Below are 26111 nucleotides of genomic sequence, written 5' to 3' on the forward strand. Positions count from 1 at the left end.
TTTTTTATTGAGGTTTTTTCTGTGAAGGTTTGTTTTCTTTTTCAAGATTAAGCTTATACACCCACTTTTGATAAGGCTTTTCTTCAGCGGCTCTGTTTTTCAGCTCTTCGATTGTATGGCTCTTGGCCTGGTCTGATGATTGGGCGCGGGCAAGCTGTTTTTGAAGCACATGTATCTGTTTGGTGACATCTTCAAGGATGGTCTCTACATGATTTGGCTGCGCGTAGACCGCTGGAGCTTCTTCTTCCGTTTTTTCTTTTTGTGTCGTGCCGCCATCAATATCAGCAAAATGAGAAGCAATCCAGGCATCGCTTTCATCAAGCTGCCGTTTATACGATATAATAGTTTCGTGAAATAATTTTTCTTTCGTTTTTTCTATGTCTAGCAGTCTTTCTTTCGTTTCTATGATTCGATCTTTCATATGATCAACTTCTATTTTAATATGTTTTAGCTGATATTCTTTTTCTACCATTTGCTCTTTAAGACGCCCATTTTCGGCTTTTATCAATTCGGCTTGCTGTTTTGCCTGAAGCAGTGCATTTTGTTCCTGCTCAATTGAGGCTTGAAGTTCGCTGATCCATTTATGAAGATTTTTATTTTCTTCTTCGATTTTGACTTTAGCAATATGAAGTTTATGTTTTTCTTCGATTTCGGCTCTGCGTTTATAGGTTTCAGCAGATAGAAGCTCCTGCAAAACAACGATTTTATCAAGCAGTTCAGCTCTTATTTGGTGCAGGGTTTGGCTGGTGTGGGAGGCATGTTTTTCTTTTGTTGACATATGTGTTAATTCGGCAGACAGCTGCTGGAGTTTTTCTTTCATATCGTTATTTTCTTTGAGCAGTTTGTTATTTTTCTGATGAAAGTAGCTTGCTTCAAGTTCAGAAATCAGCTTATGGCACCTTGAAAGCTCGGATTTTAAATAAAGGTTCTCCTGAGACACGTCGTGGAAAAAAGGACCTGATCTTTTCATTCGAACCATCTCCCTCATGATGTTAACACTACAATATGCAAATACTGAACAGCTATTCCTCTTTAATAAACAGACAAGCAGTAGCGTGGAGCCTTTGCTTTTGCTATGCTTTTAACGAAACTAGAGGTGAGATGATTTGAAGCATGTACACGTACTGCTGGCAGGGGGAGCCTCGCGGCGATTTGGAGAACCGAAGGCGTTTGTCAAATGGAAGGGCAGGATGCTTTATGAATGCGCTAAAGAGGCACTTGGAGAACATACGGTTATCATCAGCCGTCCCGAATTTATTGATAGATTTCAAGAAAACGGTGAAAATGAAGTGTGTCAAGATGCTGAGCCATTTCAAGGCATGGGGCCATTGGCTGGTATATATACCGCTTTTAAAAAGACAGACGGTGATCTTTATACTGTTCTTTCCTGTGACACACCGCTGATACAAAGAAGGACGATGCTGGAGCTCAAACGTCTGATGACTGCCGGTGCGGACGCGGTAGTCCCAATTTCAGACGGACAAGTGCAGCCATTGATTGCGATTTACCACAAACGTATCATGCCAGTTCTATACGATCAGCTTTCTGAGAAGAGGTTGAGAATATCAGATTTATTAGGCAGAATTTCGGTTTGTTACGTACAGGCTGAAAATATCGGAGCAAACCCGGCAGAGTTTATCAACATTAATACACGTGATGATTTTAGCTGTTTGGAAGAAAAATCGAACTCCCTCAAGCGGGACTGACGGGGCAATAACATGATAAGATGACATAAAAGATAAGGAGAACAGGTTTGATGGAGGAACGTTATTCACGGCAAATCAGATTTAAGCAAATTGGGGAAGAGGGTCAGAAAAGACTGGCAGACAGCCATGTGCTGATTGTCGGAGCGGGAGCGCTCGGCACTGCAGGAGCTGAAGGGCTTTCGAGAGCGGGAGTCGGTACTATTACCATTATTGACCGTGACTATGTGGAGTGGACCAATCTTCAAAGGCAGCAGCTTTATACAGAAAGCGATGCCAAACTCCGCATGCCGAAAGCCATGGCTGCCAAAGAGCATCTATCAGCGATTAACAGCGAAATACATATTGATGCGTATGTTACCGAAGGAACAGCCGAAACGCTTGAGCCGCTGATTGAAAAAGCAGATGTCGTGATCGACGCGACAGATAATTTTGAAACCCGCATGCTGATAAACGATCTTGCCCAGAAAACAAAGACACCTTGGGTCTATGGCGCCTGTGTAAGCAGCCAGGGAATGTTCATGACGGTCATTCCCGGAGAAACCCCTTGTCTGTATTGTTTGTTTGAGCAAATTCCTGTCGGCGGGGCGACGTGTGATACTGCCGGCATTATTCCGCCTGCTGTGCATATCGTTTCAGCATATCAGCAGGCTGAGGCATTAAAGCTGTTAACCGGCCAAATAGAAGCAATACAGCGGGGTTTTGTGACATTTGATGTCTGGAACAATTCGCATATGAAGATTAACGTTAATCATGTACGCCGTGAGGAATGCCCATCTTGCGGAGCTAATGCGGTATATCCTTATCTTCAGGATTGGAACACACCAAAAGCTGCTGTATTATGCGGCCGTGATACAGTGCAGGTAAGGTCAGAATCATTAAAAAGAATCCCGAAACAGGAGCTCATTAAGCGGCTGAAAACAATCGGCAAGGTCGAGGCCAATGCGTTTTTGCTGCATATTTTTTACGAGGATTTCAGAATTGTCATTTTCAATGATGGACGGGCACTGGTGCATGGAACAAATGATGTGAAAGAAGCCAACTCCGTGTTGGCAAGAGTGATTGGATTGTAACAACAGGAGGGGTCAGAATGCTGGAGAAAAGAACACCGATACCGGTAGACGAGGCAGTTCGGCGTGTCTGCCATTTTCAAAAACAAGGTGAAACAGAATGGGTGGCGCTTGAAGACAGCCTTCATCGGTTTTTAGCCGAAGATATAACTGCGGATCACCACGTACCTGCGTTTGACCGTTCGCCATACGATGGTTTTGCTGTCAGAGCGTGCGATACGGCAGAAGCTTCACGTGAAAACCCAGTTCGGTTTGAAGTTATTGACCATATTGGAGCGGGAGCAGTATCTGAAAAAGAACTTGGCCCGTTTCAGGCCGTGCGGATTATGACTGGCGCGCAAATCCCTGAAGGGGCAGATGCAGTCGTCATGATTGAACTGACTCAAGCCTTTGAGGAGAATGGGAAGTCATTTATGTCTTTAAAACGCCGCTTTCAGACGGGGGATAATATTTCAAAAACAGGTGAGGACGCTCAAAAAGGGAGTGTTTTACTGAGAAAGGGCACCCGGGTGACACCAGGAGTGACGGCTCTTTTGGCAACATTCGGATACGCATCTGTGCCTGTCGTGAGAAAGCCTGTAGTCGGGATTATCGCAACCGGTACCGAATTGCTGAATGTCAGTGATCCGCTGGAACCGGGAAAAATCCGCAACAGCAATGCGAGTATGGTATATGCGCAAGCGATAGAAGCAGGCGCAACACCGCTTTATTTAGGGAAAATCTCTGATGAATTGGATAAAAGCTTTGCTGCAGTTAAAGAAGCGATGAAAAAGGTGGATTTCCTGATCACAACTGGCGGTGTGTCAGTCGGTGACTTTGACTTTTTGCCTGCGATCTATGAAAAACTTGGAGCGGACGTGCTGTTTAATAAAGTTGCCATGCGCCCGGGCAGCGTGACAACGGTGGCGCATGCAAACGATATGCTGCTGTTTGGCCTTTCAGGTAATCCGTCGGCATGCTATGTCGGTTTTGAACTGTTTGTCAAACCAATAATCCAGACATGGCTGCTCAATGAAACACCGCATTCAATTTGTGCGGAAGCTGTTTTGATCAAGGATTTTCCGAAGCCGAACCCATTTACCCGATTTGTTCGTGCGTTCGTGCACCATCAGGAAGGGAAGCTGTTGGCGACACCCGTTGGCTTAGATAAGTCGAGCTCTGTCACATCACTTGCAGATGCCAATGCATTTATTATCCTGCCGGGCGGCACGCGAGGCTACGAATCTGGCAGAACGGTTCAAGTGCTGCTCATCAGAGAAGAGAATGGAAGTGAATGGCCTTGGTCCGTCCTTTCCCGATCGTCCAAGTTGTAGGATTTCAAAACAGCGGGAAAACAACGTTTATTGAGCGCATTCTTGAAAAAGCCTCTGAACAGGGAGTCCATTTGGGCTGCCTGAAGCATCATGGTCACGGCGGTGAACCGCAAACGCTCACGGAAGGAAAAGACACGGACCGTTACAAGGCGGCAGGTGCTGATGTAACAGCGGTAGAAGGTGCTGGTGTGTTACAGCTGACTGCCCGCCGCAATTGGGATTTGGCACGGCTGATCGAGTTATACCAATTTCTCGAAACAGACTGTCTTCTGATTGAAGGCTTTAAAAAAGCCCCTTATCCTAAAGTGGTTATCCTAAGTGAAAAGGAAGATCTGGAAGCGCTGCAAGCAGTAAATATAATCGCCATCATCTATAGAAAAAAAGAGCATATGACAGAGCATCAGGGATTACCCGTTTTTCATGCGGATGATCCGGTTGCCGTGGATTTTGTGCTTTCACAGCTGAAGGGGGAATCTGCATAATGGAACGGTTTGAGATTACGAAAACACCCATTAATACTGAAGACATCATCAAAAAAGTGGAGAAACGGGAAGCAGGAGCCATTACGACATTTATTGGTACGGTTCGGGAATGGACAAACGGAAAAAGAACGGTTCGGCTTGAATATGAGGCATATGAACCGATGGCCGTGCAAATGCTTGCTCAAATCGGCGCTGAAATCGAAGAAAAATGGGAAGGTGCCTCAGCTGCGATCACGCACCGTATAGGTGTGCTCGATATCGGTGAAGCAGCGGTAGTGATTGCTGTATCTTCTCCCCATCGAAAAGCCGCATATGAAGCCAATGAGTATGCGATTGAACGCATTAAACAGATTGTGCCGATTTGGAAAAAAGAAATTTGGGAAGACGGTGAGCAATGGATCGGCGACCAGCTAGAAACAACTGCTTATCCGAACGGAAAACCAGACCTAAGCGAGGGAGAGCAGCATGATTAAAATTCTTTTATTTGCAGGACTGGCTGAACAGGCCGGTACACAAGCAATAGAAATAGATGTGGAACAAGCAACCACAGATGAAATAAAAGCGAGTCTAAAAGAACAATACGGTCTTGAATCTATTGATACGGCTATGATTGCCGTTAACGAAAGCTATGTAAAAGAAAATACCTCTGTATCTTCGGGTGACACGGTAGCCATCATACCGCCGGTCAGCGGGGGATGAAAACCGGACGGCATTTCAGCCGTCCGGTTTTTCTGTATTTCATTGGCATATCCCCAAGTATCCCCAGCATACAATGATTTTCTGTAAGCGTTTATTCTACATATGTTACTCCCTATAAAGTAAGAGACTCACTCCATAATTAGACTGAAATTTCGAAAAATAATAGAAATTTATTTCGGGTATCGATATAGTGAAGATGATAAATGTTGGAAAGGTGCTGGATATGGAGACATTTAAAAGATTAAAAATGTATTATTGGCCGTACAGAAAAGTGTTTATGTGGTCGCTTCTAGCCATGCTTTTGATGACTGCAATTACTGTCGTTTATCCGATTATCCTGCAAATTACGATTGATGAGATCGTGCTGGGACGGCAGTATCAGCTTGCGGCGTGGGTCAGCTTAGGATTTATTGCGGTAATGGTTTTGAAAGGAATGGCTACCTTTTTTCATCAGTATTTAGGTGATATGTTCGGGATCAAATCCGTTTATCGGCTGAGAAATGGTCTGTATGAAAAACTGCAGCGGCTTTCTTTTTCTTACTATGATAACGCGAAAACAGGAGATTTGATGTCCAGGCTGACTGCTGATGTTGAAGGGCTTCGTTTTTTCTTATCATACGGTCTCGCTGAGCTCATTCGCTTCGGCCTGCTGGTAGCCATCAGCCTGTCGGTTATGTTTTACTATTCTGTTCCTCTCACGCTTGTGACAATAGCTGTTCTGCCATTTCTCGCGGTTGCGGTATACCGGTTTGACAAAAGAGTCCATCCCGCCTTCAGAGGCATCCGCAAATCGTTTGCGAAACTTAATACAAAAGTCCAGGAAAATATCAGCGGCATTAATACGGTTAAATCTCTTTCCAGGGAAGATTTTCAGATCAGCACTTTCAATAAAGCCAATGCAGAATACAGGGCGCAGTATTTACAAACATCATCCATCTGGTCTGCGTATTTCCCTTTAATGGAGTTCATTGGTAACATTTGTATTGTAGCTCTCCTCTCATACGGCGGTTACTTGGTTATGCAAAAACAGCTCAATCCCGGCGAGCTTGTTGCTTTCTTCAGCCTTGTCAATTATATGATGTGGCCGATTATGAACTTAGGTTTTGTCATCAATATGTTCTCTCAAGCAAAAGCGTCAGGGGAACGCCTGCTCGACATTCTGGAAAAAGAAGAAGACATTACAGATCATCCTCATGCTTTGCATAAACAAAAATTAACCGGAGATGTCCATTTCAAAAATGTTTCTCTTGCATACGGGAAAGAACAAACAAACGCGCTGTGCAATGTAAGCTTTGAGGCAAACAGCGGGAAGGTAATCGGACTGTTGGGCCCGACAGGTTCAGGCAAAAGTTCAGTGACACAGCTTCTCACCAGATTTTACAGTCCTGTTAGCGGAATGATTACCATTGATCACAAACCCATCACAGATTATTCGTTAAAAACCCTTCGCTCCAATATCGGGGTCGTACTTCAAGAATCCTTCCTGTTTTCATCTACGATCAGATCAAATATTTCGTATGGGCGGCCGGATGCCTCAATGGAAGACGTCATCGAAGCGGCAAAAAGGGCACAGGCTCATAACTTTATTATGGAGCTTCCTGATGGGTATGACACCATGCTGGGAGAGAGGGGAATGGGGCTTTCCGGCGGACAGAAACAGCGTATTGCCATTGCGAGAGCCATCTGCTTGAACCCGAGCATTTTAATATTGGATGATGCCACAAGTGCAGTAGATATGCAAACGGAGCACAACATACAGCTTGCCTTAAAAGAAGTCATGAAAAACCGCACAACCTTTATCGTCGCACACCGCATTTCTTCACTGAAACACGCCGATGAAATTCTCGTTTTTAATAAAGGACGCATTCGTGAAAGGGGAACACATCATGAGCTTCTTGAAAAAGGCGGCTACTATAAAAAGATTTACGATTTGCAATACCGTGATGTCAAAATGATTAATGAGCCGCATGAGGTCGGATAGGGAGGGGCCAAATGAAACAAGCGAAAAAACAGGGGATTTTAGAGCGTTTCTATTACTCTTCAGATGAAATCATTGAAAAGCCGTTTAACTGGGCTCAAATGTGGCGGCTGCTGAGCTATGTCAAACCATATCGAAAAACAATTTTGCCGCTTTCTTTTCTCACCGTATTGATTGGCACTGCTGTGAAGCTTTTGATCCCCATTCTGATCGGCGTTTATGTTCTTGATCAAGCGATTACAGGGAGAAACTCGGAGCTGCTGATTCAGCTCATTTTTATTATTAGCGGTTTATATGTCCTCAATTACGCCGCCAATGTGTTAAGAATCAGGTGGATGAATCAGCTTGGCCAGCATGTCATTTACGATTTGCGACAGCATTTATTTACCCATGTGCAGCGCTTATCCCATCGATTTTTTGATCAGCGGTCGGCGGGATCGATCTTAGTCAGGATCATGAATGATATTAACTCTCTTCAGGAGCTCTTTACAAGCGGAGTCATCAATTTGTTGACCGACTTGCTGCTTCTGGCCGGCGTGATTATCATTTTGTTTACGCTGAGTCCTGAGCTGACTATAGCCATCATGGTGACATTGCCGATTATGTTTTTTATTTCAACAAGTCTCAGAAAAAAAATACGCCGATCCTGGCAAACGGTACGGCTAAAGCAATCGAAGCTCAACTCTCATCTAAACGAAAGCATTCAGGGCATCCGGGTCACACAGGCATTTACGCAGGAAGAAGAAAACATGGCGTATTTTGACGGTGTCAATCAGGAGAACTACGAATCATGGCGGGAAGCAACTAGAAAAAATGCCATGTTCCGTCCGCTGGTAGAAATGACGAATGCGATTGGGACGGCTGTCTTGATTTGGTATGGAGCCACACTCATCATGAATGAAACCATTACGATTGGCGTCTTCGTTTCTTTTGCTTTCTATCTGGGGATGTTTTGGGAACCTATTTCGAGACTGGGTCAGGTCTATAATCAGCTGTTAATGGGGATGGCATCATCAGAACGGATTTTTGAGTTTCTGGACGAACAGCCAAATGTCAAGGAGAAGCCGAATGCCATTCATAATGAAAAGATAAATGGGGAGATCAGTTTTGAAGAGGTTGAATTTTCGTATGATGAAAAACGAAAAGCCCTTCACGCCGTTTCTTTCTCTATTCCGGCGGGCTCGACGCTTGCGCTTGTCGGGCATACAGGGAGCGGGAAGACGACGATTGCGAATTTAATCAGCCGTTTTTATGATGCGACCGGAGGCACCATTAAAATAGACGGTATACCGATTAAGGATCTTTCCCTTGCCAGTCTGCGCTCTCAAATCAGCATTGTCCTGCAAGATACATTTATTTTCTCTGGGACCATCATGGAAAATATTCGTTTTGGAAGGCCAAATGCTTCGGATGAAGAGGTGATGAAAGCGTCCCAAGCGGTCGGAGCGGATGAGTTTATTTCCGATTTAGCGGAAGGATACGCAACAGAGGTAGAGGAAAGGGGCAGCGTACTGTCTGCCGGTCAGCGTCAGCTCATTTCATTTGCAAGAGCATTGCTCGCCGATCCGGCTATTATCATCCTTGACGAAGCAACGGCAAGCATTGATACAGAGACAGAAGTAAAAATTCAGCAAGCGTTAAAAACGCTTCTGAAAGGGCGTACAGCAGTGATGATCGCTCACAGATTGTCTACGATCCGCGACGCCGACCGCATCATTGTTCTTGATCACGGCAGGAAAATAGAAGAAGGGAACCATGATCAGCTGATCGCTAAAGGAGGCATTTATGCCGGGCTTGTGAAAGCGCAATACAGCACAGCGATAGAATAATATGAAAAGCCTTCAATATTGAAGACTTTTGGAAATTTATTAGAAAAACATGAAACTTTTTGATATCCTTCCCGTACTATTTGTTAGATATTCTCAAGGAGGTTTTGAAATGGAAACGAATGTAGAAAAAAACAGCGGAACGGCGACTGAAAAGCCTTCACTTTTAGGAGTAATCACAAGTCCGTCCGTTCAATTTGAAAGAATAAGAGAAAGGCCGGCTGTATGGGGACCGCTTTTGATTGTTGCAGCAATTATCATCGTCGGTGCCGTGCTGCAATCACTCGGTACGGATTATAGTGAGCTTTTGAAAAGCCAGGATACGCAAGGGCTATCTGCTGAACAAATGGAAACTGTCGCAACAATAACCAAATTTGGCGGAATGGCAGGCGCTATTATCGGCGGTATCGCAGCATTATTTATTGCCCCTCTTATTTATTGGCTCTGTGTAAAAATATCAGGCGGAGTTACGACATATAAAAAAATGCTTTCTCTCGGTCTGTTTGTCTCTTTAATTAGCAGTCTCGGATTATTGGTTAATGGAATCGTTGCTTTTACGACTGACGTGAATCCTCTTTACAGCACGACGTCACTGGCAGGGATTATCCCATCTGACGGGGCTCTCGCCAGTGTGTTAAATACCTTTGAAATTTTCAGCATCTGGAGTTTTGTATTATTAGCAATCGGACTTCACAAAACGGGAGGCATCTCAAAAAAAGCCGGGTGGATTTCAGCAATCATTCTATTCGGAATTTTAGTTGTATTTTCGCTTTTTTCAGGTTTAATCAATTCTGTGGCGGGTGCATAAGCTCATGAAAAAAGTCTGGATCGGAATTGGAATCGCAGTTATAGTCGCTCTTTTTGTTGGAATCAATATATACCGGTCTGCCGCTCCGACAAGCGGCAGCGCCGGCAAGGAGATACAGACGGGGAGCGTTGAAGAGAATGAAATCTCATCAACGGTTATGGTTCCTGGCACGCTAAAATTTTCAAATGAACAGTATGTCTTTTATGAAGCGGATAAAGGGACATTAGAAGATATTAAAGTAAAGGAAGGCGATAAAGTTAAAAAGGGCACGCTTTTAGTCACCTATACAAATGAGCAGCTGAGCCTGGAAAAAGAACAGAACCAGTTAACGTCTGAATCCAATCGGCTTCAAATTGACCAAATTCAAGAAAAGTTAAAAGCCTTAGATAGCAAAGAAAGAGAACTGGAAAAACAGGTAGGAAAGAAAGAAGCAGAAAAACAAATCGAATCTGAACGGACAGAGCTTCAAATGCAGAAAAAAACAGCGGAGATCGAATTAAAACAAACCGAGCTTCAGCGACAGTCACTTGCCAACCGGGTATCAGATCTTGAAGTGAAAAGCGAAATTGAAGGCACCGTTATTTCTGTCAACCAAGAAGCAGCATCCAAAAAGTCAGATATTCAAGAGCCTGTCATACATATCGGCAACCCAAAAGACCTTGTCGTCTCAGGGAAATTGTCTGAATACGATACATTGAAAGTCAAAAAAGGCCAGAAGGTCACACTCACTTCAGATGTAATACAGGGTAAAACATGGAAAGGCACGGTTTCCGCAGTCGGGCTTGTTCCGGATCAGCAGGAGAGCGCTGCGGCACAAGGAACAGAACAGGCGGTCCAATACCCGCTTCAAGTGAAAATAAAAGGAAATCTTCCAGAAGGAAAGCCAGGCTTTAAATTTATTATGAATATTGAAACAGATAAACGGAAAGTAAATACGCTTCCTTCAAAGGCAGTCAAAAAAGAAGATGACCAATTTTATGTGTATACAGTAAAAGACGGAAAAGCAAAGCGAGTTGATGTCAAAATCGGCGAAGTGACAGATGACCTGACAGAAATTAAAGAGGGGCTTTCCCAAGATGATCAAGTCATTTTGAATCCATCTGATCAGGTGACTGACGGAATGGAAGTGAAATCTTAAATGATTCAGCTTTCTAATGTGCGAAAAAGCTACCAGATCGGAAAGGAAACGTTTGATGTTCTCCATTCTATTGATTTGGACATTCATCAAGGTGAATATGTCTCGATTATGGGGCCGTCAGGATCAGGAAAATCGACGATCATGAATATTATCGGCTGTCTTGATCGGCCGACTTCCGGTACATATCAATTGGACGGCGAAGACATTTCTTCATATAAAGATAAAGAACTGGCGGCAGTCCGTAACCGGTCCATCGGTTTTGTATTTCAGCAATTTCAGCTTCTTCCGCGGCTGAACGCAAAAAAAAATGTCGAGCTGCCGATGATTTACTCCGGGATAGGCAAAAAAGAACGTCAAGAGCGGGCTGAGAGAGCATTGGAAAAGGTCGGGTTAGCCGATCGAATGCTCCACATGCCCAACGAGCTGTCGGGCGGGCAGAAGCAGCGGGTGGCGATTGCGAGGGCGATCGTGAATGAGCCGAAATTGATTTTAGCTGATGAACCGACCGGCGCGCTGGATACGAAAACAAGCGAGGCGATTATGGATCAGTTTACAGCATTAAATGCCGAGGGAACGACAATCGTTCTGGTTACTCACGAGCCTGAAGTAGCAGATTGCACGAATCGGATCGTCATGGTGCGTGACGGAAACATTGTTCCTGCCAGCTCTGGACAAAGGAGTGTGGGAGAATGAGCCTGTTAGAAAACATCAGAATGGCTCTAAGCTCTGTCCTTGCCCATAAAATGCGTTCGATCTTAACGATGCTCGGCATTATCATTGGTGTAGGCTCTGTCATTGTTGTCGTTGCGGTAGGACAGGGCGGCGAGCAAATGCTGAAGCAGTCGATCAGCGGCCCAGGAAATACTGTGGAGCTGTACTATATGCCTAGCGACGAGGAGCTTGCAAGCAACCCGAACGCCGCAGCTGAATCTACGTTTACAGAAAACGATATTAAAGGTTTAAAAGGAATAGAAGGCATTAAACAAGTCGTTGCTTCGACTTCTGAAAGTATGAAAGCGCGTTATCACGAAGAAGAAACCGATGCTACGGTTAACGGAATAAATGATGGATACATGACTGTCAATTCTTTAGAAATCGAAAGCGGCAGAACATTTACCGACAATGACTTTCTCGCGGGGAATAGAGCCGGAATCATCTCTCAAAAGATGGCTGAAGAACTGTTCGATAAAACCTCCCCTTTAGGTGAAGTTGTCTGGATAAACGGACAGCCCGTTGAAATTATCGGCGTGCTGAAAAAAGAAACAGGCTTGCTTTCTTTCGATTTAAGTGAAATGTATGTGCCATTTAATATGATGAAATCCTCTTTTGGCACAAGTGATTTCAGTAACGTATCATTGCAGGTCGAATCAGCAGATGACATAAAATCGGCAGGAAAAGAAGCGGCACAGCTGGTAAATGACAATCATGGCACAGAGGATTCATATCAAGTGATGAACATGGAAGAGATTGCGGCCGGAATTGGCAAGGTAACGGCAATTATGACGACGATTATCGGCTCAATTGCAGGTATTTCCCTTTTGGTCGGCGGAATCGGTGTCATGAATATTATGCTCGTATCAGTCACAGAACGGACACGGGAAATTGGAATCAGAAAATCCCTCGGTGCGACGAGGGGACAGATTCTGACTCAGTTTTTAATTGAGTCAGTCGTATTGACGCTGATTGGCGGTCTGGTCGGGATTGGTATTGGATACGGAGGGGCGGCGCTTGTTTCAGCCATTGCGGGCTGGCCGTCACTCATATCCTGGCAGGTTGTATGCGGGGGCGTGCTGTTCAGTATGCTCATTGGTGTTATTTTCGGCATGCTTCCTGCAAATAAAGCCGCAAAGCTTGATCCCATTGAAGCGCTGCGTTATGAGTAGCCTCATGCAACATGCATGAGGTTTTTTTATGTATAGTGATTTCTACTATGAATATAAAAGACTTTTTTCATTAAAATAAGAAGAAAATGTCATACAATTGTCCTTATTTTTGTCGAATTTACAGTTTACAAACCCTATAGACATACGTTAATATGGAGAAACGTGAAAGATTTTGATAGTTATTGAATGAATTTGAATGATTTTAGTTGCCTAAACCGAAAATAGCGTTTACAATGAAATTGTATTCAAAATGAATACGTTTTCATTAGGAGGTGAAGCATGCTAACTCCTGAACGGCATCAATTGATTATTGATCAAATAGAAAAGCATGATGTGGTAAAGATTCAAGAGCTTATAAATCTGACTAATGCTTCTGAATCAACAATCAGAAGAGATTTATCGACACTTGAAGAACGCGGTTTTTTAAAGCGCGTTCATGGTGGAGCGGCCAAGCTTTCCGATATCAGACTTGAACCCGATATGCTTGAAAAATCATCCAAAAACCTTCACGATAAACTGAAGATTGCTGAAAAAGCAGCTTCTCTTTTAGAAGAAGGGGATTGCATTTACCTTGATGCAGGCACGACGACATTGCACATGATTGATTTTATGGATAAAACCAAAGATATTGTCGTTGTCACAAACGGGGTAATGCATATCGATGCATTAATAAGGAAAGAAATTTCTTTTTATCTGCTTGGAGGATACGTAAAGCACAGAACGGGCGCGATTATTGGAGGCGCTTCATTGATTGCTATGGACCAGTACAGATTTGACAAGAGTTTTCTGGGGACAAACGGTGTCCATACAGAGGCTGGATTCACAACGCCGGACCCTGATGAGGCCCTTTTAAAACAGAAAGCGATCAAACAGGCAAAACACGCTTACGTCTTAGCAGACCCTTCGAAGTTCGGAGAAATTTCATTTTCGGCATTCGCCGGAATAGGCGACGCAACAATCATTACGACTGACGCTGAAGAGCTTACATTCGATAATTACCAAGAAAAAACTGTCGTAAAGGTAGTGAAACCATGATTTACACTGTAACACTTAATCCATCTGTCGATTATATTGTTCACGTTGAAGATTTTACTGTAGGAGGCCTGAACCGTTCTTCGTATGATACCAAGTATCCAGGGGGCAAAGGCATCAACGTATCGAGACTGCTGAAAAGACATCATGTGGCGTCTAAAGCGCTCGGATTCGTCGGCGGATTTACCGGAGAATATATCAAAACATTTTTACGGGAAGAAAACCTGGAAACAGCTTTTTCTGAAGTAAAAGGGGATACCCGTATCAATGTAAAGCTGAAAACTGGTGATGAAACTGAAATTAACGGGCAGGGACCGACAATTTCGGATGAAGATTTCAAAGCCTTTTTAGAACAGTTCCAATCTTTGCAAGAGGGAGATATCGTCGTTCTTGCAGGAAGCATTCCATCTTCACTCCCTCACGATACTTATGAAAAAATCGCAGAGGCCTGCAAACAGCAGAACGCACGAGTTGTTCTGGATATCTCAGGCGAGGCTCTTTTGAAAGCAACAGAAATGAAACCATTTTTGATGAAGCCAAATCATCATGAGCTTGGAGAAATGTTCGGCACGACCATTACATCTGTTGAGGAAGCCGTTCCTTATGGGAAAAAGCTTGTAGAACAAGGCGCTGAACATGTAATCGTATCAATGGCCGGAGACGGAGCGCTTCTGTTTACGAACGAAGCTGTTTATTTTGCTAACGTGCCAAAGGGGAAATTGGTAAACTCAGTCGGAGCAGGGGATTCCGTTGTTGCAGGTTTCCTTGCCGGAATTTCCAAACAGCTGCCGCTTGAAGAAGCATTCCGCTTAGGAGTTACTTCAGGCAGTGCTACCGCGTTCTCTGAAGAACTTGGAACAGAAGAATTTGTCCAGCAGCTTCTTCCTGAAGTTAAGGTCACACGTTTATAGAGGAGGAAACACAAGTGAAAATAACTGAGCTTTTAACGAAGCATACGATAAAGCTTAATATTGAGAGCAAAGAAAAAGAAAATGTTATTGACGAAATGGTCACTGTTCTTGATAAGGCTGGAAAGTTAAATGACCGGCAAGCCTATAAAGAAGCCATTTTAAATCGCGAAAGCCAAAGCTCCACGGGTATCGGTGAAGGAATCGCTATCCCCCATGCGAAAACGGCAAGCGTTATCAACCCGGCGATCGCGTTCGGACGTTCAAAAGACGGCGTCGATTATGAATCATTAGACGGCCAGCCGGCTCACTTAGTGTTCATGATCGCGGCGACTGAAGGCGCAAACAACACTCACCTTGAAGCATTGTCAAGACTTTCAACGCTGTTAATGCGTGAAGAAATCCGTAAGCAGCTCCTTGAAGCTGAGTCTGAAGATGCCATCATCGACATTATTAATCAGCACGATAAAGATGATGACGAAGAGGAAGAAGAAGAAGCGGCACCAGCACCTGCTGGAAAAGGAAAAATTTTAGCGGTTACTGCATGTCCGACAGGTATTGCCCATACATTCATGGCTGCGGATGCCCTTAAAGAAAAAGCGAAAGAGCTTGGTGTGGACATTAAGGTCGAAACAAATGGGTCAAGCGGCATTAAGCACAAGCTCACTGCCCAAGAAATCGAAGATGCACCTGCAATCATTGTCGCAGCGGACAAGCAGGTTGAAATGGAACGTTTTAAAGGCAAGCGCGTACTTCAAGTTCCTGTAACGGCGGGTATCAGACGTCCGCAAGAGCTTATCGAAAAAGCGATGAATCAAGATGCGCCGATTTATCAAGGCAGCGGCGGCGGTTCGGCAGCTTCAAACGATGATGAAGAAGCGAAAGGCAAGTCTGGAAGCGGTATCGGAAACGCGTTTTATAAGCACCTGATGAGCGGTGTCAGCAACATGCTTCCGTTCGTAGTCGGCGGCGGTATTCTCGTTGCGATTTCATTCTTCTGGGGAATTCACTCTGCAGATCCGAATGATCCTAGCTACAACACGTTTGCAGCAGCATTAAACTTTATCGGCGGCGACAATGCATTAAAACTGATTGTTGCAGTTCTGGCCGGTTTCATTGCAATGAGTATTGCAGATCGTCCTGGTTTTGCGCCTGGTATGGTAGGCGGATTTATGGCAACTCAAGCGAATGCTGGATTCTTAGGCGGCTTAATTGCCGGATTCCTTGCCGGTTATGTCGTGATTTTACTGAAAAAAGTATTTACGTTTATCCCTCAGTCACTTGATGGATTAAAACCTGTTTTGATTTACCCGCTGTTCGGTATTTTTATCACTGGCGTATTAATGCAATTTGTCGTCAATACACCTGTAGCGGCATTTATGAATTTCTTAACAAATTGGCTTGAAAGCCTTGGTACTGGAAACCTTGTGTTAATGGGTATTATCTTGGGCGGCATGATGGCGATCGATATGGGCGGCCCGCTTAATAAAGCAGCCTTTACGTTCGGTATCGCCATGATCGATGCAGGCAACTATGCACCTCATGCAGCAATCATGGCCGGCGGTATGGTTCCTCCGCTTGGTATCGCACTTGCAACAACCATTTTCCGAAACAAATTCACTCAGCGTGACCGTGAAGCCGGTATTACATGCTATTTCATGGGAGCTGCTTTCGTAACAGAGGGAGCAATCCCATTTGCTGCGGCTGATCCGCTTCGCGTCATACCAGCTGCTGTAGTCGGTGCAGCTGTTGCCGGCGGATTAACTGAATTCTTCCGTGTAACGCTTCCGGCGCCTCATGGAGGAGTATTCGTAGCTTTCATTACAAACCATCCGATGCTTTACCTTTTAAGTATCGTGATCGGTGCTGTCGTGATGGCAATTATCCTCGGTATCGTCAAAAAACCTGTTACAGAAAAATAAGAAAAAAAGCGTCCTTGGTTCGAAAGGACGCTTTTTCTTATCCGGCCGGCAGGGAGCGCGGTTAAGTTATGTATTTTATTCTTTTTTATGATAAAGTAAAAGAAGAGAAACAACTGACATAGCAATTGTCTAGGAGGAAACACTTTGACCGAGGAAAAAAATACGAATACTGAGAAAACGGCGAAGAAAAAAACCAATACGTACCTGGAATGGGGTAAAGCGATTGTCATCGCTGTTCTGCTGGCTCTCCTGATCCGTCACTTTTTGTTTGAACCGTATTTAGTTGAAGGTTCATCTATGTATCCCACATTACATGACGGAGAAAGGCTGTTTGTGAATAAAACAGTCAACTATATCGGCGAGCTGAAGCGCGGAGATATCGTTATTATCAACGGTGAAACTTCTAAAATCCATTATGTAAAAAGATTGATCGGAAAGCCTGGAGAAACCGTTCAAATGAAGGATGACACGCTTTATATAAACGGTAAAAAAGTAGCCGAGCCTTACTTGTCTAAAAACAAGAAGGAAGCAGAAAAACTTGGTGTCAGTCTGACAGGAGACTTTGGACCGGTTAAGGTTCCGAAAGGCAAATACTTTGTCATGGGAGATAACCGGCTGAATTCTATGGACAGCCGGAACGGGCTGGGACTGATCGCGGAAGATCGAATTGTCGGCACATCGAAGTTTGTCTTTTTCCCGTTTAACGAAATGCGTCAAACAAAATAAAAACGCCTTGCTGGCCTAGGACAGCAGGCGTTTTTATTTTGAAAAAGAAGCGACCAATGCAATGCATAAAACCGTGATGAACACTGAACCGATAATAGCTAGCACACTGAAGAAAAGGTGAACCTGTTTGTTCTCTTTTCCGCGCTTTTCTAAAAGCCGTTTAGAAAAAATGTGCGAAAATATGTAAATAAGGGCTATGCCTATATATAAGCCGATATCTTTGGCGGTAAAGCCTGTTACGGCAAGGTAGAAGCCCGTAAAAAAGATCAATAAGCAATATTCAGTAAGTGTTAAAAGCCTCAACGTGTTCCTCCATGAGAGTGTGTAATTTTCCGAGCGGATGCATTCTCTCTCTTTAATTGTAACACAGCTGGCTGGTTTGGGTGTATAAGTGTTTTCTCTCTGTTTTATCAGGGAATCATTTCTCTTGCCCTGCATTCATGGTATACTTTTATTGATGATAGACATGATGGAGGATAATAAATGATTGCTGTAAATAATGTAAGCTTGCGGTTTGCGGATCGCAAGTTATTTGAAGATGTTAATATTAAATTTACCCCAGGCAACTGCTATGGGTTAATTGGTGCAAACGGTGCCGGTAAATCAACGTTTCTAAAGGTGCTGTCAGGCGAAATCGAGCCTCAGACAGGCGACGTGCATATGAGTCCTGGCGAGCGTCTTGCCGTCTTGAAGCAGAACCATTTTGAGTACGAAGAGTATGAAGTGCTGAAAGTGGTCATTATGGGCCACAAACGCCTGTATGAAGTCATGCAGGAGAAAGACGCTATTTACATGAAGCCTGATTTCTCAGATGAGGATGGGATTCGTGCTGCTGAGCTAGAAGGTGAATTCGCGGAACTGAACGGTTGGGAAGCGGAAAGTGAAGCTGCGATCCTGTTAAAAGGCCTTGGTATCTCAGAAGATCTACACACAAAAAAGATGGCAGACCTCGGCGGTTCGGAGAAGGTAAAAGTTCTCTTGGCACAGGCATTATTCGGCAAGCCGGATGTTCTGCTGCTCGATGAGCCAACGAACCACCTGGACCTTCAGGCAATCCAGTGGCTTGAAGAGTTTCTAATTAACTTTGAAAACACAGTTATTGTCGTGTCCCATGACCGTCACTTCTTAAATAAAGTATGTACGCATATTGCCGACCTTGATTTTAACAAAATTCAAATCTATGTCGGAAACTATGATTTCTGGTACGAGTCAAGCCAGCTGGCGTTAAAGCTTTCTCAAGAAGCGAACAAGAAAAAAGAAGAGCAGATTAAACAGCTTCAAGAGTTTGTCGCTAGATTCAGCGCCAATGCGTCTAAATCTAAGCAGGCTACATCAAGAAAGAAACTTCTCGAAAAAATCACGCTGGATGATATTAAACCGTCTTCCCGCCGCTATCCTTATGTTAACTTCACGCCGGAACGGGAAATCGGAAATGATGTTCTTCGCGTGGAAGGCTTAACAAAAACAATCGATGGCGTAAAGGTGCTTGACAATGTCAGCTTTATTATGAATCGAGAAGATAAAATTGCTTTCACTGGCCGAAACGAACTTGCTGTGACTACGCTGTTTAAAATCATTTCCGGGGAAATGGAAGCTGACAGCGGAACGTTTAAATGGGGTGTTACCACATCTCAAGCGTATTTTCCAAAAGACAACAGCGAATATTTCGAAGGCAGTGATCTGAACCTTGTAGACTGGCTTCGCCAATATTCTCCGCACGACCAAAGTGAGAGCTTTTTACGCGGTTTCTTAGGACGCATGCTGTTCTCTGGAGAGGAAGTCCACAAAAAAGCAAACGTACTCTCCGGGGGAGAAAAGGTCCGCTGTATGCTGTCGAAAGCGATGCTTTCTGGCGCCAATATTTTAATTTTGGATGAGCCGACCAACCATTTAGACCTAGAATCCATTACAGCGCTCAATAACGGCTTAATCAGCTTTAAAGGCGCTATGCTGTTTACTTCCCATGACCATCAGTTTGTGCAGACCATTGCCAACAGAATTATAGAAATTACACCTAACGGCATCGTCGATAAGCAAATGAGCTATGACGAGTTCCTTGAAAATGCTGATGTGCAGAAAAAATTGACTGAACTATACGCGGAATAAAAAAAGCAGAGATTTCTCTGCTTTTTTTGATACCTAAATATGAAAGGAGATCACAACATGAAATTTTTGGTTGTCGGAGCAGGTGGAGTAGGCGGGTATATTGGCGCACGGCTTTCGGAGAAAGGAAATGATGTGACATTTCTTGTGCGCCAAAAAAGAGCTGAGCAGCTGAAAGAAACCGGGCTTGTCATCCATAGTGAAAAAGGGAATGTATCATTTCAGCCCGAACTAATCAGTGCAGGAGAAACAGGGCAATTTGATGTCGTTATCATTGCTTCTAAAGCATACTCGCTTGGTCAAGTGATAGACGATGTCAAACCATTTATCCATCAGGAATCTGTCATGATCCCTTTCTTAAATGGGTACCGCCACTATGAGCAGCTATTTGCGGCATTTTCAAAAGAACAGGTGCTGGGCGGCCTGTGTTTTATAGAAAGTGCTTTAGACAACAAAGGAGAAATTCATCATACGAGCGCATCGCATCGTTTTGTATTTGGAGAATGGAACGGCGAGCGTACGGAGCGAATAAGAGCGCTTGAAGAGGCATTTTCAGGTGTGAAGGCTGAAGTCATCATTAGCGGGCATATCGAGAAGGACATTTGGAAAAAGTATCTCTTTATTGCAGCGCAAGCGGGGATCACAACGTTATTTCAACGACCGCTTGGCCCAATCCTCGCCACAGAAGCCGGACGTCACACGGCCCAAACTCTTATTGGGGAAATTTGCGCTGTTTTACGAAAAGAAGGTGTTCCGGCTGATCCGGATCTTGAGGAAGAGAGCTTTCGTACGATGACCAGCATGTCTTACCATATGAAGTCCTCCATGCTTCGGGATATGGAAAACGGCCAAACGACAGAAGGCGACCACCTGCATGGATTTTTGCTTGAAAAAGCTAAACGTTTATCTCTGGCTGCACCAGTATTAGAAACCGTTTATGCGAATCTGCAAATGTATGAAGCAGTAAAATAAAAAAAGGAGGCGGAAAAGCCTCCTTTTATTTACTTAAAAAGCCCAATTTCCGTTTCTGAAGATAGGCTCTCTTTTCCCGTCTGCCGTAATTCCGTCAATATTCATATCCTTAGAACCGATCATAAAGTCCACGTGTGTAATGCTTTCATTTAGGCCTTCTTTAACAAGCTCTTCACGAGACATCTGCTTTCCACCTTCAATATTAAAGGCATAGGCGCTTCCGATCGCCAAATGATTTGACGCGTTTTCATCAAACAGCGTGTTATAGAAAAGAATGTTTGATTGTGATATAGGCGAATCGTAAGGAACAAGTGCCACTTCACCTAAATAGTGAGAACCTTCATCTGTTTCCACCAGTTCTTTTAAAATATCCTCACCTTTTTCAGCTTTAATGTCGACTATACGGCCATTTTCAAACGTCAGGGTGAAATTTTCAATAATATTTCCGCCGTAGCTTAATGGTTTTGTGCTTGATACCACTCCGTCAACCCCGTCTTTTTGCGGCAGCGTGAACACTTCTTCTGTCGGCATATTGGCCATAAACTCATGGCCGCTTTCATTCACGCTTCCCGCACCTGCCCAAACATGCTTCCTAGGCAGCTTAATTGTTAAATCAGTTCCTTCAGCTTGATAATGTAAGGCAGCGTAATGTCTCTCGTTCAAATGGTCAACTTTTTCATGAAGATTTTGGTCATGATTGATCCACGCCTGAACCGGGTTGTCTTCATTTACGCGCGTCGCTTTAAAAATTTCTTCCCACAGAAGGTGGATCGCTTCCTCCTCTGATTTGCCAGGAAACACCTTGTGAGCCCAGCCTGCTGAAGCCGCACCTACGACAGTCCAGCTGACTTTGTCTGATTGAATATATTGTCTGTATGTATGTAATGCTTTGCCTGCTGCTTTTTGGAATGCCGCAATTCGTTTGGAATCTATACCTTTTAGCAAGTCTGGGTTTGAAGACACAACAGAAATGAAAGCAGCTCCATTTTTGGCAAGCTCTTCTCTGCCTTTTGCTTCCCATTCAGGATATTCTTCAAATGCTTCAAACGGCGCTAGTTCGTATTTTAATTTGGCGACTTCGTCATCCTGCCAATTCACGGTGACGTTTTTTGCGCCCTTTTCATATGCGTGTTTTACAATTAAACGGACAAAATCCCGGACGTCTGTTGAAGCATTTACGACTACATACTGGCCTTTTTGGACATTAACGCCGACTTCTACCGCCAGCTGTGCATATATATTTAATTTCTGTGAAAATGAATCCATGAATCATTCCTCCAAGCTTTTTTCTCATCATATCAAATATGATCCTATAAAGGAAAGAAGGAGCCCAAAGTGAAAAACCCAAAACGACACGTCTTGGGTTTATTCAATATTATGGATGATTCAGTTTTACAGTGCCGCCTGCAGGCGAATGGGGCATATTTGCCAAAGAAATGCTCATGCCTCCAAGAATAATTCCGCTTAAAATGGCTGCGATCGCTACTCTTCTTCCTAAATCTCTTAGCATCTGTTTCCTCCTTAACGTTTCTCCATTTCCCACAATATGAAGGAAGTGAGGAAAAAAGAAGCAAGAAATTTGCCGCGTGTGAGAATTTTGCGGGTAAAGACTATTTAATTGCCTTTTGCAGCTTATCAATCACTTCTAAAGAACGGCCTGTGCCGATTGCTACAGATTCAAGCGGGTTTTGCGCCACGTGTACAGGCACGACAATCTCTTCTGTGAGCCATTCTTTAATTCCATTAAGGAGCGCGCCGCCGCCTGTTAAAATAACGCCGCGATCAACAATATCTCCGCTCAATTCAGGCGGACAGTCCTCAAGTGTCGCTCTGATGGCTTCAAGAATATGCAGGAGGGATTCACGCATTGCATCTTGAATTTCGTTGGATTGAAGCATAATGGTTTTTGGAAGACCTGTCACGAGGTCGCGTCCCCGAATTTCCATTGCCTCTGGTATATGTTCAATCAGAGCATGGCCAATTTCCATTTTTACCTGCTCAGCTGTGCGTTCGCCGATCAGCAAATTGTATTTTTTACGGACGAAAGAAACGATATCCTCATCAAGCTGGTCTCCGCCGATCCTGATAGAATGGCAGGAAACAACGCCGCCGAAGGAAATAATAGCGACCTCTGTCGTCCCTCCGCCGATATCTACTACCACATTGGCAACCGGCTCATCAACCGGTAAATCCGCTCCGATGGCGGCTGCGACTGGCTCTTCGATTAAATGAACGTTTTTCGCGCCGCAATTTTTCACCGCGTCACTGATGGCGCGGCGTTCTACTGCTGTTGAGCCTGATGGTGTGCAAACGACTACGTTCGGTTTTCTGAACGACATGCCGATGCTTTTTGCGGCTTTTTTCATAATGTGCTTTAACAGATCAGTTGTCATATCATAGTCTGCGATCACGCCATCTTTCATCGGTCTGACAGCGACAATTTTTCCCGGTGTTTTACCGATCATGTTTTTCGCGTCAGCTCCGATTGCAAGCACTGCTTTTGTCGTCGTATCCACTGCGACAACAGATGGTTCATTTAGGATAATCCCTTTATTTTTGCTGTAAACAAGTATATTAGCTGTTCCTAAGTCAATCCCGATTTCAGTTGATTGAAACATGTTTTCACCCAATCTCTATCCTAATTTAATATGATTCTACATTTAAAGTTTCTCAGAAATACTGCGATTTTTGGGGGTGTGCGTCGGTAAAGAAATGTTTTTGTAAAAAATCAAGGAACTGTGTAACAGAAGTAATACATTTTTCGGTTTTATGGAAAAAATATCTTGTAATTCTTATAGAAAGCGGGAAACTTTTTCAAAGTTTCATTCGTCTACGATATATTGAGGTACATCCTTAAAACATTACATGAGAAAAGAAACATTTAAAGGAAGAAGGGTTTTTATGAAATCAATAGGTGTTGTGAGAAAAGTAGATGAATTAGGCCGCATTGTCATGCCGATTGAGTTGAGACGGGCATTGGATATTGCCATAAAAGACAGCATTGAGTTTTTTGTTGACGGAGATAAAATTATCTTGAAAAAGTACAAACCTCATGGCGTTTGTTTAATGACTGGAGAAATCACTTCAGAAAATAAAGAATACGGCAACGGTAAAATTACGCTAAGCCCTGAGGGTGCACAGCTGCTTCTCGAAGAAATTCAAGCCGCTTTAAAAGAATAAAATCATGCTAAAAAAGGCGGAGCGATATCATCTCCGCCTTTTTTGCGTGCCAATTTTTGATTACCGCCGCCTAAGATAAGACATCAAGATATTTGGTAATGAATGATTTGGGATACTTTACATATTTTACTCAATTATTTGTCGAAGAATGGTACAATAAGTAGAGAAACACAAGCGGCAGGTGGTCATATGAGAAAATATCAAGCTCGTATCATTTCCATCATTTTGGCAATGATTTTTATAATGTTTTGGGATTATTTATTTTATTATATAGGCAAAAATCCGATTAATTGGCCTGTTGATATTGTGTATACTGCAGTCACGCTGGTAAGTGTCTGGATGCTGGCTTATTATATTGATGAGAAACAGCAGCTGGTTAAGAAAATGAAGGATAACGAATGGAAGTATAAACAGCTTTCTGAAGAAAAAAACCGCATCATGGATAATTTGCAGGAAATCGTATTTCAAACGAATGCAAAAGGCGAAATTACATATTTAAACCAAGCGTGGGCATCAATAACCGGCTTTTCAATCAGTGAATGTATGGGAACAATGTATAACGATTACTTCATAAAAGAAAAGCATGTAGCCGACCACATTAACACCCAAATCCAAAACAAAGCGTCTTCTGGCATGTTTACGGCAAAATACGTGACAAAAAACGGCACGATTTTTTGGGGAGAAGTTCATTATAAACTTTACTATGATCGGGATGACCAATTTACAGGCAGCCTGGGTACAATGTCAGATATCACTGAGCGGAAAGAGGCTGAAGATGAGCTCATTGAGATTAATGAACGGCTGGCGAGGGAATCCCAGAAACTATCAATCACAAGTGAACTTGCCGCAGGTATTGCTCATGAGGTCAGAAACCCTTTAACATCTGTCAGCGGTTTCCTCCAGATTATGAAAACACAATATCCGGACAGAAAAGACTATTTTGACATCATCTTTTCAGAGATTAAAAGAATCGATTTAGTGCTCAGCGAGCTGCTGCTGCTTGCAAAACCGCAGGCAATCACATTTAAAACACACCAGCTTAATGAGATCTTGAAACAAGTCACGACATTGCTTGATACCAATGCAATTCTGTCCAATATCGTCATAGAGAAAAATTTCAAAGAGACAGATGGCTGTATGATTAATGGAGACGAAAATCAGCTGAAGCAGGTCTTTATCAACATCATTAAAAACGGAATTGAGGCAATGCCAAAGGGCGGTGTCGTAACCATTTCAACTGCTAAAACCGCCTCTCATGCAGTGATAAGCGTAAAGGATGAAGGAAACGGCATGCCGCAGGAAAAGCTGAAGCAGATTGGCAAACCTTTTTATTCAACAAAAGAAAAGGGCACTGGACTGGGACTTCCCATTTGTTTGAGAATCCTGAAGGAACATGACGGGGAATTGAAAATCGAAAGTGAAGCTGGAAAAGGCAGCGTCTTTCAAGTGGTTTTGCCTTTAAAATCAGACAGCTGAGAGGAGAAAAATAAAGTGAGCTCGCTTCTGTTTGTATACGGGACATTAAGAAAGCATGAAAAAAACCATCATTTGCTGGCACAATCGGCATGTATCAATGAGCAGGCGAGAACAAAGGGAAGTTTGTTTGCTGCAAAAGAGGGGCCCACAGCTGTTTTAAATGGTGAAGGCTATATATACGGCGAAGTATATGAAGCAGATGAATTGTGTATACATAAGCTCGATCAATTTTTTCAAGGATATCATAAACAAACGGTGTTTGTAGTAACGGATGTCGGGATTAAAAATGCACTTATTTATTTTATGAACAAAGAAGGGTGTGCCGGTTTTACGAAAATAAGCAGCGGCGACTGGAAAGAACATCAGATGATCAGCAAATCGAAAAATCCCATTTATTATTTTGCCTATGGATCATGCATGGATAATGCCCGCTTTCAAAAAGCGGGAGTCGATCACTATTTTCAAGATCCAGTAGGAAGAGCTGTTTTAAAAGGATACACAACCCGCTTCACGCTAAAAAGGGATGACGGTTCAAGAGCGGACATGTTGGAAGACGGAGGAACAACAGAAGGCGTTTTATACCGTATTCCTTATTCTGCTCTCTCCTATCTATATAAAAGGGAGGGCGTCGAATCTCTTACGTATCGGCCGGCATTTGTAGACGTTGAAGCTGGCGGTAGGCACTATAAAGACTGCTTAACCTTTCTCGTCCTCCAAAAAGAAGCGGAAATTGCCCCGCCTCAGCACTATCAGATTGAAATCGAACGCGGAGCGGAGCTGTATTTGTCGCCTGAGTTTACTGAAAAGCTCAAGCGGCATATGAATTCGCTGCCAAAAGGATAACACTGTAACAAAAGAATATGATAAAATTTGATCAATATCATGTCATATA

Annotated in this window: 26 protein-coding genes; 21 read left to right on the forward strand and 5 right to left on the reverse strand. The window is 43.5% G+C overall.

The window, feature by feature from the left end; genetic code table 11:
* Nucleotides 1–4 precede the first annotated feature (4 nt).
* The gene (gene cse15, locus NYE49_RS07790; protein ID WP_047182551.1) at nt 5–970 is read right to left on the reverse strand and encodes a spore protein Cse15; all 966 of its coding nucleotides are present in this window, start codon (nt 968–970) and stop codon (nt 5–7) included.
* 136 nt (nt 971–1106) lie between these two features.
* Here cse15 and NYE49_RS07795 point away from each other — a divergent pair, with 136 nt between their 5' ends.
* The 16 genes from NYE49_RS07795 (at nt 1107) to lepB (ending at nt 17488) form a co-directional block, all read left to right on the forward strand.
* Nucleotides 1107–1706, forward strand: a complete 600-nt coding sequence (locus NYE49_RS07795) for a molybdenum cofactor guanylyltransferase (protein ID WP_047182552.1) — start codon at nt 1107–1109, stop codon at nt 1704–1706.
* A gap of 50 nt (nt 1707–1756) precedes the next feature.
* The gene (locus tag NYE49_RS07800) at nt 1757–2776 is read left to right on the forward strand and encodes a molybdopterin-synthase adenylyltransferase MoeB (RefSeq protein WP_342410986.1); all 1020 of its coding nucleotides are present in this window, start codon (nt 1757–1759) and stop codon (nt 2774–2776) included.
* Between the two features lie 17 nt (nt 2777–2793).
* Nucleotides 2794–4086 carry a gephyrin-like molybdotransferase Glp gene (glp, locus tag NYE49_RS07805; protein WP_015383547.1) on the forward strand — a complete coding sequence of 431 codons (1293 nt, stop codon included), beginning with the start codon at nt 2794–2796 and terminating at the stop codon, nt 4084–4086.
* Nucleotides 4047–4568 carry a molybdopterin-guanine dinucleotide biosynthesis protein B gene (gene mobB / locus NYE49_RS07810; protein WP_003232370.1) on the forward strand — a complete coding sequence of 174 codons (522 nt, stop codon included), beginning with the start codon at nt 4047–4049 and terminating at the stop codon, nt 4566–4568. Before glp ends, mobB begins: the two co-directional genes overlap by 40 nt.
* Nucleotides 4568–5041 (forward strand): molybdenum cofactor biosynthesis protein MoaE, encoded by a 474-nt coding sequence (locus NYE49_RS07815; protein WP_015715811.1) that lies wholly within the window; start codon nt 4568–4570, stop codon nt 5039–5041. The genes mobB and NYE49_RS07815 overlap by 1 nt, the downstream gene beginning before the upstream one ends.
* Nucleotides 5034–5267, forward strand: coding sequence for a molybdopterin converting factor subunit 1 (gene moaD, locus NYE49_RS07820; RefSeq protein ID WP_014476678.1), 234 nt, complete (start codon nt 5034–5036; stop codon nt 5265–5267). The genes NYE49_RS07815 and moaD overlap by 8 nt, the downstream gene beginning before the upstream one ends.
* A gap of 223 nt (nt 5268–5490) precedes the next feature.
* Nucleotides 5491–7248 carry an ABC transporter ATP-binding protein gene (locus NYE49_RS07825; RefSeq protein ID WP_047182553.1) on the forward strand — a complete coding sequence of 586 codons (1758 nt, stop codon included), beginning with the start codon at nt 5491–5493 and terminating at the stop codon, nt 7246–7248.
* Nucleotides 7249–7259: 11 nt separating this feature from the next.
* Nucleotides 7260–9074: an ABC transporter ATP-binding protein gene (locus NYE49_RS07830; RefSeq protein ID WP_174616619.1), complete on the forward strand. Its 1815-nt coding sequence runs from the start codon at nt 7260–7262 to the stop codon at nt 9072–9074.
* A gap of 109 nt (nt 9075–9183) precedes the next feature.
* Complete coding sequence (gene yknW, locus NYE49_RS07835; protein ID WP_047182555.1) at nt 9184–9879, forward strand: toxin SDP protection protein YknW; 696 nt, start codon at nt 9184–9186, stop codon at nt 9877–9879.
* A gap of 4 nt (nt 9880–9883) precedes the next feature.
* Nucleotides 9884–11017: an efflux RND transporter periplasmic adaptor subunit gene (locus NYE49_RS07840; protein WP_047182556.1), complete on the forward strand. Its 1134-nt coding sequence runs from the start codon at nt 9884–9886 to the stop codon at nt 11015–11017.
* A complete protein-coding gene (yknY, locus tag NYE49_RS07845) occupies nt 11018–11710 on the forward strand; it encodes an ABC transporter ATP-binding protein YknY (RefSeq protein ID WP_003232356.1) in 693 nt (230 codons plus the stop codon).
* On the forward strand, nt 11707–12900 hold the full coding sequence (skiZ, locus tag NYE49_RS07850; RefSeq protein ID WP_174616618.1) for a sporulation-delaying-protein transporter subunit SkiZ: 1194 nt from the start codon (nt 11707–11709) through the stop codon (nt 12898–12900). The genes yknY and skiZ overlap by 4 nt, the downstream gene beginning before the upstream one ends.
* 279 nt (nt 12901–13179) lie before the next feature.
* Nucleotides 13180–13935, forward strand: coding sequence for a DeoR/GlpR family DNA-binding transcription regulator (locus tag NYE49_RS07855; protein ID WP_014476685.1), 756 nt, complete (start codon nt 13180–13182; stop codon nt 13933–13935).
* Nucleotides 13932–14843 (forward strand): 1-phosphofructokinase, encoded by a 912-nt coding sequence (gene pfkB / locus NYE49_RS07860; RefSeq protein WP_032725621.1) that lies wholly within the window; start codon nt 13932–13934, stop codon nt 14841–14843. The genes NYE49_RS07855 and pfkB overlap by 4 nt, the downstream gene beginning before the upstream one ends.
* A 14-nt stretch (nt 14844–14857) precedes the next feature.
* Nucleotides 14858–16762: a PTS fructose transporter subunit IIABC gene (locus NYE49_RS07865; protein ID WP_015383554.1), complete on the forward strand. Its 1905-nt coding sequence runs from the start codon at nt 14858–14860 to the stop codon at nt 16760–16762.
* A gap of 144 nt (nt 16763–16906) precedes the next feature.
* Nucleotides 16907–17488: a signal peptidase I gene (lepB, locus tag NYE49_RS07870; RefSeq protein ID WP_003232348.1), complete on the forward strand. Its 582-nt coding sequence runs from the start codon at nt 16907–16909 to the stop codon at nt 17486–17488.
* Nucleotides 17489–17521: 33 nt separating this feature from the next.
* Here the strand turns inward: lepB and NYE49_RS07875 are convergent, their stop codons facing one another.
* A complete protein-coding gene (locus NYE49_RS07875) occupies nt 17522–17791 on the reverse strand; it encodes a hypothetical protein (protein WP_003232345.1) in 270 nt (89 codons plus the stop codon).
* Nucleotides 17792–17971: 180 nt separating this feature from the next.
* Here NYE49_RS07875 and NYE49_RS07880 point away from each other — a divergent pair, with 180 nt between their 5' ends.
* Nucleotides 17972–19594 (forward strand): ATP-binding cassette domain-containing protein, encoded by a 1623-nt coding sequence (locus NYE49_RS07880; protein ID WP_003232344.1) that lies wholly within the window; start codon nt 17972–17974, stop codon nt 19592–19594.
* A 57-nt stretch (nt 19595–19651) separates the two neighbouring features.
* Nucleotides 19652–20563 carry a ketopantoate reductase family protein gene (locus NYE49_RS07885; protein WP_047182558.1) on the forward strand — a complete coding sequence of 304 codons (912 nt, stop codon included), beginning with the start codon at nt 19652–19654 and terminating at the stop codon, nt 20561–20563.
* Between the two features lie 33 nt (nt 20564–20596).
* On the opposite strand, the gene NYE49_RS07890 is transcribed toward NYE49_RS07885, so the two are convergent.
* From NYE49_RS07890 to mreBH, 3 genes are all read right to left on the reverse strand, one after another.
* Nucleotides 20597–21829, reverse strand: a complete 1233-nt coding sequence (locus NYE49_RS07890; protein ID WP_015383558.1) for an aminopeptidase — start codon at nt 21827–21829, stop codon at nt 20597–20599.
* A gap of 109 nt (nt 21830–21938) precedes the next feature.
* Nucleotides 21939–22073: a protein YkpC gene (locus NYE49_RS07895; RefSeq protein WP_003238865.1), complete on the reverse strand. Its 135-nt coding sequence runs from the start codon at nt 22071–22073 to the stop codon at nt 21939–21941.
* A gap of 100 nt (nt 22074–22173) precedes the next feature.
* The gene (mreBH, locus tag NYE49_RS07900) at nt 22174–23181 is read right to left on the reverse strand and encodes a cell shape-determining protein MreBH (RefSeq protein WP_003245743.1); all 1008 of its coding nucleotides are present in this window, start codon (nt 23179–23181) and stop codon (nt 22174–22176) included.
* Nucleotides 23182–23464: 283 nt separating this feature from the next.
* Here mreBH and abhA point away from each other — a divergent pair, with 283 nt between their 5' ends.
* From abhA to NYE49_RS07915, 3 genes are all read left to right on the forward strand, one after another.
* Complete coding sequence (gene abhA / locus NYE49_RS07905) at nt 23465–23743, forward strand: transcriptional regulator AbhA (RefSeq protein ID WP_003244728.1); 279 nt, start codon at nt 23465–23467, stop codon at nt 23741–23743.
* Nucleotides 23744–23932: 189 nt separating this feature from the next.
* Nucleotides 23933–25219, forward strand: coding sequence for a two-component sensor histidine kinase KinC (gene kinC / locus NYE49_RS07910; RefSeq protein WP_024572114.1), 1287 nt, complete (start codon nt 23933–23935; stop codon nt 25217–25219).
* Nucleotides 25220–25234: 15 nt separating this feature from the next.
* A complete protein-coding gene (locus NYE49_RS07915; RefSeq protein ID WP_047182559.1) occupies nt 25235–26062 on the forward strand; it encodes a gamma-glutamylcyclotransferase in 828 nt (275 codons plus the stop codon).
* The last annotated feature ends 49 nt before the right edge of the window (nt 26063–26111 follow it).

Origin of the sequence: Bacillus sp. FSL L8-0358, assembly GCF_038593095.1 — a bacterium.
GTDB classification, from domain to species: Bacteria; Bacillota; Bacilli; order Bacillales; family Bacillaceae; genus Bacillus; species Bacillus subtilis.

Coding starts and splice junctions, on each gene's coding strand:
- cse15 (WP_047182551.1), bottom strand. CDS start 970: ATGAAAAGATCAGGTCCTTTTTTCCACGACGTGTCTCAGGAGAACCTT.
- NYE49_RS07800 (WP_342410986.1), top strand. CDS start 1,757: ATGGAGGAACGTTATTCACGGCAAATCAGATTTAAGCAAATTGGGGAA.
- glp (WP_015383547.1), top strand. CDS start 2,794: ATGCTGGAGAAAAGAACACCGATACCGGTAGACGAGGCAGTTCGGCGT.
- mobB (WP_003232370.1), top strand. CDS start 4,047: ATGGCCTTGGTCCGTCCTTTCCCGATCGTCCAAGTTGTAGGATTTCAA.
- NYE49_RS07815 (WP_015715811.1), top strand. CDS start 4,568: ATGGAACGGTTTGAGATTACGAAAACACCCATTAATACTGAAGACATC.
- moaD (WP_014476678.1), top strand. CDS start 5,034: ATGATTAAAATTCTTTTATTTGCAGGACTGGCTGAACAGGCCGGTACA.
- NYE49_RS07825 (WP_047182553.1), top strand. CDS start 5,491: ATGGAGACATTTAAAAGATTAAAAATGTATTATTGGCCGTACAGAAAA.
- NYE49_RS07830 (WP_174616619.1), top strand. CDS start 7,260: ATGAAACAAGCGAAAAAACAGGGGATTTTAGAGCGTTTCTATTACTCT.
- yknW (WP_047182555.1), top strand. CDS start 9,184: ATGGAAACGAATGTAGAAAAAAACAGCGGAACGGCGACTGAAAAGCCT.
- NYE49_RS07840 (WP_047182556.1), top strand. CDS start 9,884: ATGAAAAAAGTCTGGATCGGAATTGGAATCGCAGTTATAGTCGCTCTT.
- yknY (WP_003232356.1), top strand. CDS start 11,018: ATGATTCAGCTTTCTAATGTGCGAAAAAGCTACCAGATCGGAAAGGAA.
- skiZ (WP_174616618.1), top strand. CDS start 11,707: ATGAGCCTGTTAGAAAACATCAGAATGGCTCTAAGCTCTGTCCTTGCC.
- NYE49_RS07855 (WP_014476685.1), top strand. CDS start 13,180: ATGCTAACTCCTGAACGGCATCAATTGATTATTGATCAAATAGAAAAG.
- pfkB (WP_032725621.1), top strand. CDS start 13,932: ATGATTTACACTGTAACACTTAATCCATCTGTCGATTATATTGTTCAC.
- NYE49_RS07880 (WP_003232344.1), top strand. CDS start 17,972: ATGATTGCTGTAAATAATGTAAGCTTGCGGTTTGCGGATCGCAAGTTA.
- NYE49_RS07885 (WP_047182558.1), top strand. CDS start 19,652: ATGAAATTTTTGGTTGTCGGAGCAGGTGGAGTAGGCGGGTATATTGGC.
- NYE49_RS07890 (WP_015383558.1), bottom strand. CDS start 21,829: ATGGATTCATTTTCACAGAAATTAAATATATATGCACAGCTGGCGGTA.
- NYE49_RS07895 (WP_003238865.1), bottom strand. CDS start 22,073: ATGCTAAGAGATTTAGGAAGAAGAGTAGCGATCGCAGCCATTTTAAGC.
- mreBH (WP_003245743.1), bottom strand. CDS start 23,181: ATGTTTCAATCAACTGAAATCGGGATTGACTTAGGAACAGCTAATATA.
- abhA (WP_003244728.1), top strand. CDS start 23,465: ATGAAATCAATAGGTGTTGTGAGAAAAGTAGATGAATTAGGCCGCATT.
- kinC (WP_024572114.1), top strand. CDS start 23,933: ATGAGAAAATATCAAGCTCGTATCATTTCCATCATTTTGGCAATGATT.